5 protein-coding genes and 4 tRNA genes are annotated in these 5,544 nt (G+C 64.0%); 7 read left to right on the top strand and 2 right to left on the bottom strand.

Annotated elements, in window-relative coordinates; genetic code table 11:
• Positions 1-564, top strand: a 564-nt coding sequence (locus OEX18_15495; GenBank protein ID MDH4338668.1) for a D-alanine--D-alanine ligase, incomplete at its 5' end; no start/stop codon positions are given.
• Here the strand turns inward: OEX18_15495 and OEX18_15490 are convergent.
• Positions 536-1,660 (bottom strand): HNH endonuclease, encoded by a 1,125-nt coding sequence (locus tag OEX18_15490; GenBank protein ID MDH4338667.1) that lies wholly within the window; start codon positions 1,658-1,660, stop codon positions 536-538. The two genes, OEX18_15495 and OEX18_15490, sit on opposite strands and share 29 nt — an antisense overlap.
• A gap of 133 nt (positions 1,661-1,793) precedes the next feature.
• Entirely contained in the window at positions 1,794-3,146 is a 1,353-nt protein-coding gene (locus tag OEX18_15485) for an amino acid permease (protein ID MDH4338666.1), read from the bottom strand.
• 54 nt (positions 3,147-3,200) lie between these two features.
• Between OEX18_15485 and cysS the strand changes: the two genes are divergently transcribed.
• The 6 genes from cysS to OEX18_15455 all read left to right on the top strand — a co-directional run.
• Positions 3,201-4,634: a cysteine--tRNA ligase gene (gene cysS, locus OEX18_15480; GenBank protein ID MDH4338665.1), complete on the top strand. Its 1,434-nt coding sequence runs from the start codon at positions 3,201-3,203 to the stop codon at positions 4,632-4,634.
• Between the two features lie 181 nt (positions 4,635-4,815).
• A tRNA-Thr gene (locus tag OEX18_15475) sits at positions 4,816-4,890 on the top strand.
• A gap of 197 nt (positions 4,891-5,087) precedes the next feature.
• Positions 5,088-5,173, top strand: a tRNA-Tyr gene (locus tag OEX18_15470).
• Between the two features lie 22 nt (positions 5,174-5,195).
• Positions 5,196-5,272, top strand: a tRNA-Gly gene (locus tag OEX18_15465).
• 41 nt (positions 5,273-5,313) lie between these two features.
• Positions 5,314-5,389 (top strand) — tRNA-Thr (locus OEX18_15460).
• A 39-nt stretch (positions 5,390-5,428) separates the two neighbouring features.
• Positions 5,429-5,544 (top strand): GTP-binding protein (locus tag OEX18_15455; protein ID MDH4338664.1); only part of this gene is annotated, 116 nt, incomplete at its 3' end.

Genomic DNA, 5,544 nt, shown 5'->3' with positions numbered 1-5,544 from the left:
GCGTTGCACGCGGGAACGCTCGAACAGCAGGTGCGCGAGAGCGTGGGATTGCCGGCGGTGGTGAAACCCAACGCGCAGGGTTCCAGCGTGGGACTCACCATTGTGAAGGACTTCAAGGATCTCGACGACGCCGCGCAACTCGCGTTCGAGTCCGACAGTTCGATTCTGGTGGAGCACTATATCGAGGGGCGCGAGATCACGCAGGCGATTCTGGAAGACGGCCCCGACCTGCCCGTGCTGGAGATCCGGCCCAAGTCGGGCCTGTACGACTATTTCCACAAGTACCAGGCCGGCAACACCGAGTACCTGGTGCCCGCACCCATCGACGACAACGTGGCGCGCGACGTGCTCGAGTCCGCCAAGCGCGCGTTCGCCGCACTCAAACTGTCGACGTACACGCGCTTCGACTATCGTCTCGATCCGAAGGGCCGCGCGTACCTGCTCGAAGCCAACACGCTGCCGGGCATGACCGCCATGAGCCTGGTTCCCAAGGCGGCGGCGGTGGTGGGCATGTCCTACAACGACCTGTGCGAGTTCATCGTGAAGAAGGCGCTGGAGAAGTAGCGCGGACTCCCATCAGTCGCTCCGCTTCCAGACGATTGTGATACGCACACAGCAGCCTCAGATTGTCCGGCGTGCTCGTCCCGCCGCGCGCGACGGGATGGATGTGGTCGACTTGTAGAACATGCGTGGACCCGCAGCGCCTCCCGTCCGGTCCCGTGTATGTGCACAACCCCTCGTCCCTGGTAAAGATCTCGTCTCGTACCGCCGCGGTGACGTAGCGATCTCCCGGCGACGAATGCGGGCCCCGTGCGCGCCGCGGCTCGCGCCGACGCGAACGCCGCTCACGCCGCGCCGACGGATCTTCCCTGGCCAGGAAATGATCCATCACCAGCTCGAAGACCTGTTCGAACGACGGATTGGGTGGCAGCCGGTGCGAGGCCAGCGACTTGATCTTTGCCAACTTCTTCTCGAACGTCTCGGTGGCGGTGAACCTGAACACCTTGCGCGTCTCGAGAAGCGCCGCGCGGTCTGTAGCCCCGGTGCGAGGCGGCCCGTCGGCCGTGGCACTCGAAACGCCGCCCGCGCGTGACTCCGCCACCCCCGCCGCAGCCACCCCGCCGCGATCACCGCTGTTACAGCGGTGATTTTCTTGCCACGCGTTCGCAACTGGCGTACCCGACGCGGCCGGCCGCTCTGAAAGCGTCGCGGGAACCCGCACCACCACCGTCCGCACCCGGTCCCTCGGCAGCGCCGCGCGGGCGTCGTACTCCGCCACGATCGCCTCCACCTCGCGCTGGGACTTGCCGCGGATGCGCGACAGAACGCCGTTCCTGTTCTCCGTCGTCAGAATCTTCGACACCTGCGAGACGGTGCTGAGGTTCACCTCGCCGGCGTCCAGCAGGTGGTACACCTGGGGAAAGCGGGCGATGCAGCGCGCCGTGCGGATACGGAGGTTCGCGGCGCACTCCGCGTATCCGAGCGCGCGCGTACAATACGCAAACATGGAAGCGAATCCCTGTTTGAGATGCAACTCGCGGCGCTCGATTTCATTCAAGTGAACCAGCACGCCGAGCGTGCACGAACGTTCGCCGTGGGTGAGTTCTCTGGTGCGCGAGAGGATTTCAGAATCGGAGAGGGAACGAAGCGAAGAAGACACGACCTCCTGTGCGTAGGCATCAACAACGAAACAGCGCGGGAGGAAGCGCCGACACAAGAAGTATAGCAATGAAATCTAGCGCGTCAACACACAGGATGTTGTGGGTATTCGCAGTGCGAAACCGACGGGCGCTTCATCGCGCACGTGCAGTTGTGTCGCGCCGCAACCACACGTAGATTGGAATTCCCGCCAGCAGCAGCATGAAGCCCAGCAGTACCGTCTGTGCGCCCGCGCCGTAGATGGCCCAACCCGAGTAGAGAAACGCGAGGCCCGCGATCACGTGGTGGCGCCGCTTCATGACAGAGCGTTCGCCGCGCATGCGCCGGATGAGAATCTCCGCCAGCGAACAGAACGCGTAGGGAATCAGCGTCGAGAGTGTGGCCAGCAGGATGGCGAAGTTGAACACCGAGACCAGGGTGGGCGCGCCGGAGTAGTTGAACAGCAGCATCACCGTGATCAACGACGCCGCGATGGCGGTGGCCACCGCCGGCACACCGCGCGATGATATCCTGCCGAAGACCGCCGGGAACATCCCGTCGCGCGCCGCCGCCGCGGGGAACTGCCCCGCCAGCAGCATCCACCCGTTGAGCACCCCGAAGCAGGAAACGATCGCACCGAAGCCGACCAGGTAGTAGCCGGCGTCGCCCCACATCATGCGCGCCGCGTCCGCGAACGGCGCCTGCGACGTGGCCAGCATGTCGCGCGGCATCACGCCCATCACCGCCACCGTGCTCATTATGTAGACGCACGACGAGAGCAGCGTGCCGATGATGGTGGCGCGCGGGATGGTACGCCCCGGATCGCGCACAGAGTTGGCGGGAATTGTGGCCGACTCCATGCCCAGGAACGCCCACAGGGTGAGCGTCATCACCGCCGAGACCCCCGCCAGCGGGTTCATCCCCGGTGGCACCGCTGGGGAGAAGTTGGCGGGCTTGAGCCACAGCAGCCCGATGGTTCCGACGGCCAGCAGCGGCGCCAGCTTCAGAATCACGGTCACGATCTGCAGCATCCCTGCGCGGCGGATGCCGGCGGCGTTCACCATGGTGAGCACCCATACCGCGCCGATCGCGGCGGCACCGCAAAGGAACGCGTTGCCTTCGAACGCGGGTATGAACACGCGCAGGTAGCTTCCGAACGCAACCGCGATGGCTGCGTTGCCCGTCCACAGCGCAATCCAGTAGCCCCACGCCACCCAGAAGCCGGCAAAGTCGCCGTACGCCTCGCGCGTGTAGGCATAGGGTCCGCCGGCCTTGGGGATCAAGGGGGTGAGGCGCGAGAACACCAGGGCGAGGCAGATGGCGCCGGCCGCGGTGACCACCCAGCCCACGATGGCGAGGGTTCCGAAGGGCGCAAGCGACGAGGGAAGCAGGAAGATGCCCGAACCGATCATGTTGCCGGTCACCAGGGCGATGCACGACCACAGCCCCAGCGTGGCGGCGCTCGGACGATCGGACGAGGACGACGATTGCGGCGCGGGCGTTGTCATCAGTCTGATTCCCTCTTACCACACGCGGGCCCCGCTGCTATAGTCTTTTATCCTATGGCCCTGCGCGTCTACGACACCCTCAAGCGCACCACCACCGAGTTTGCCCCCACCCACCCGGGCAAGGTGGGCATGTACGTGTGCGGCATGACCGTCCAGGACCGCCCGCACATGGGGCACATGCTCGCCTTCGTCTCCGGCGACATGATCCGGCGCTACCTGGAGTTCCTCGGCTACGAGGTCACCTACGTCCAGAACTTCACCGACATCGACGACAAGATCATCGACCGCGCCAACGCCGAAGGGGTCGACTACCGCACGGTGGCCGATCGTAACATCGCCGCATACTACGAGGCCGCGAAGGCGCTCCACCTCAAGCCGGCCACCATCTACCCCTACGCCACCCAGCACATCCCCGAGATCATCGCCATGGTGGAGAAGCTCATCGCCAGCAGTAACGCCTACGCGGCCCGCGGCGGGGACGTGTACTTCCGGGTGCGCACCAGGGACGACTACGGCAAGCTCTCCAAGCGCGACATCGACGACCTGATCTCCGGCGCACGAGTGGAAGTTGGAGAAAACAAAGAGGATCCGCTGGACTTCGCGTTGTGGAAGGCATCCAAGCCGGGTGAACCGGCGTGGGACAGCCCGTGGGGACCGGGGCGGCCGGGGTGGCACATCGAGTGCTCGGCCATGGCTACCAAATACCTTGGCGACACACTGGATTTTCACGGTGGCGGCCAGGATCTAATCTTCCCGCACCACGAGAACGAGCTCGTACAGAGCGAGTGCGCGACGGGACACGAGTTCGTGCGCTTCTGGATGCACAACGGACTGTTGAATCTGCGCGGGCAGAAGATGTCCAAGTCGACGGGGATCTTCTTTGCCATGGACGATGTGCTGCGCGAGTTCGACGGCAGTGTGGTCCGCTTCTACCTGCTCTCCACGCACTTCCGCTCGCAGATGGAGTACTCGCGCGAGCGCCTCGAGGCCGCGGCCCGGACCTTCGAGCGCCTCACCAACGCCTGCCGGTCGGTGGCGGAGAACCTGGCCCGGCTGGGGTCGGCGCCCTCGGTGAGCACGCCGCAGGTCCAGAAGCTGGTGGAGGCCGCCGCCCGCGCCCGCGAACAGTTCCGCGCCACCATGGACGACGACTTCAACGCGGCCGGGGCCATCGGGATAATGTTCGAATTGATAAAGACTTACAACGTTCTGCTGGACGAGCACCCGGCGGTGGCCGGGGGCCGTGCGGGGCTGGAAGCGGTCCGCGACGCGCTCGCCGAGTTCGACCATATCCTCGGGCTCTTTCCCAGCGGCCTCCCCACCGGGGAGGAGGAAATCCCGGCAGAAATCGCGCAAATGGTGGAGGAACGCTCTAACGCCAAGAAGAACAAGGACTTCAAGCTCGCGGACGATCTCCGCGACCGCCTGCTGGCCGCGGGGTGGGTCCTGGAGGACACACCCACCGGCGTCCGGGTGAAACGCAAGTAGCGAGGGCTCCCACCGGGACTGCCACGGGTCTGCCACGGGTGGCCGAGTTGTCCACAATCGCCTGCCAGACAATTGATTCGCGGCCCCGGCCGTGATATTTTCCCCCTTGACACTACAGGGGGGGTGCCGTATCGTGGCCTCTCTGTACCCTTAAATTTTCTTTAGGGTTACTGTGTTCGACGCTGGCGTAGCTCAACGGTAGAGCACCTCATTTGTAATGAGGTGGTTGGGGGTTCGATTCCTCTCGCCAGCTCCAAGATTGCGTGCGTCGCGACCGCGCGAAATCGGGCGATCTCCACACAACCTAAAGTACGTACAAAAACACCAGTGACGAGGAGCAGCGGGACGCTTCGGTGGTGCAGACCATAACGACCTCTCGCGCCGGCTGGTGAATCATCTTCGCGGGGCGTCGACCCCACTGCGGATTTTATACCATTAGCGCTTTGCGTGTTCGGGGAGGTTCCCGAGCGGTCAAAGGGAACAGACTGTAAATCTGTCGGCGTACGCCTTCGGAGGTTCGAATCCTCCCCTCCCCACCATTTCGCTAAATGGTCGAGTCGGGCGGGAATAGCTCAGTTGGCTAGAGCATCAGCCTTCCAAGCTGAGGGTCGCGGGTTCGAATCCCGTTTCCCGCTCCAGACATAAAGGGCGAAAGCCCGAACGAACAGAAGGTCGCTCTGCCCTCGTAGCTCAGTCGGTAGAGCATTTGCATGGTAAGCAAAAGGTCACCGGTTCAAATCCGGTCGAGGGCTCCAGAATTATTGAACGTCACACCTTTCAGGAGGGACTGATCGATGGCCAGGGAGAAGTTCGAGAGGACAAAGCCGCACGTAAACGTGGGGACGATTGGTCACGTGGACCACGGCAAGACGACTCTGACGGCGGCGATCACGAAGGTGCTGGCGAGGAC

Source organism: Candidatus Krumholzibacteriia bacterium, assembly GCA_029865265.1.
Taxonomy (GTDB): domain Bacteria; phylum Krumholzibacteriota; class Krumholzibacteriia; order WVZY01; family JAKEHA01; genus JAKEHA01.
This window is presented reverse-complemented; position numbering and strand designations above follow the sequence as displayed.

What these genes read in the sequence shown, in the direction of transcription:
- OEX18_15485 (MDH4338666.1), bottom strand. Translation starts at nt 3,146, where the DNA reads ATGACAACGCCCGCGCCGCAATCGTCGTCCTCGTCCGATCGTCCGAGC.
- cysS (MDH4338665.1), top strand. Translation starts at nt 3,201, where the DNA reads ATGGCCCTGCGCGTCTACGACACCCTCAAGCGCACCACCACCGAGTTT.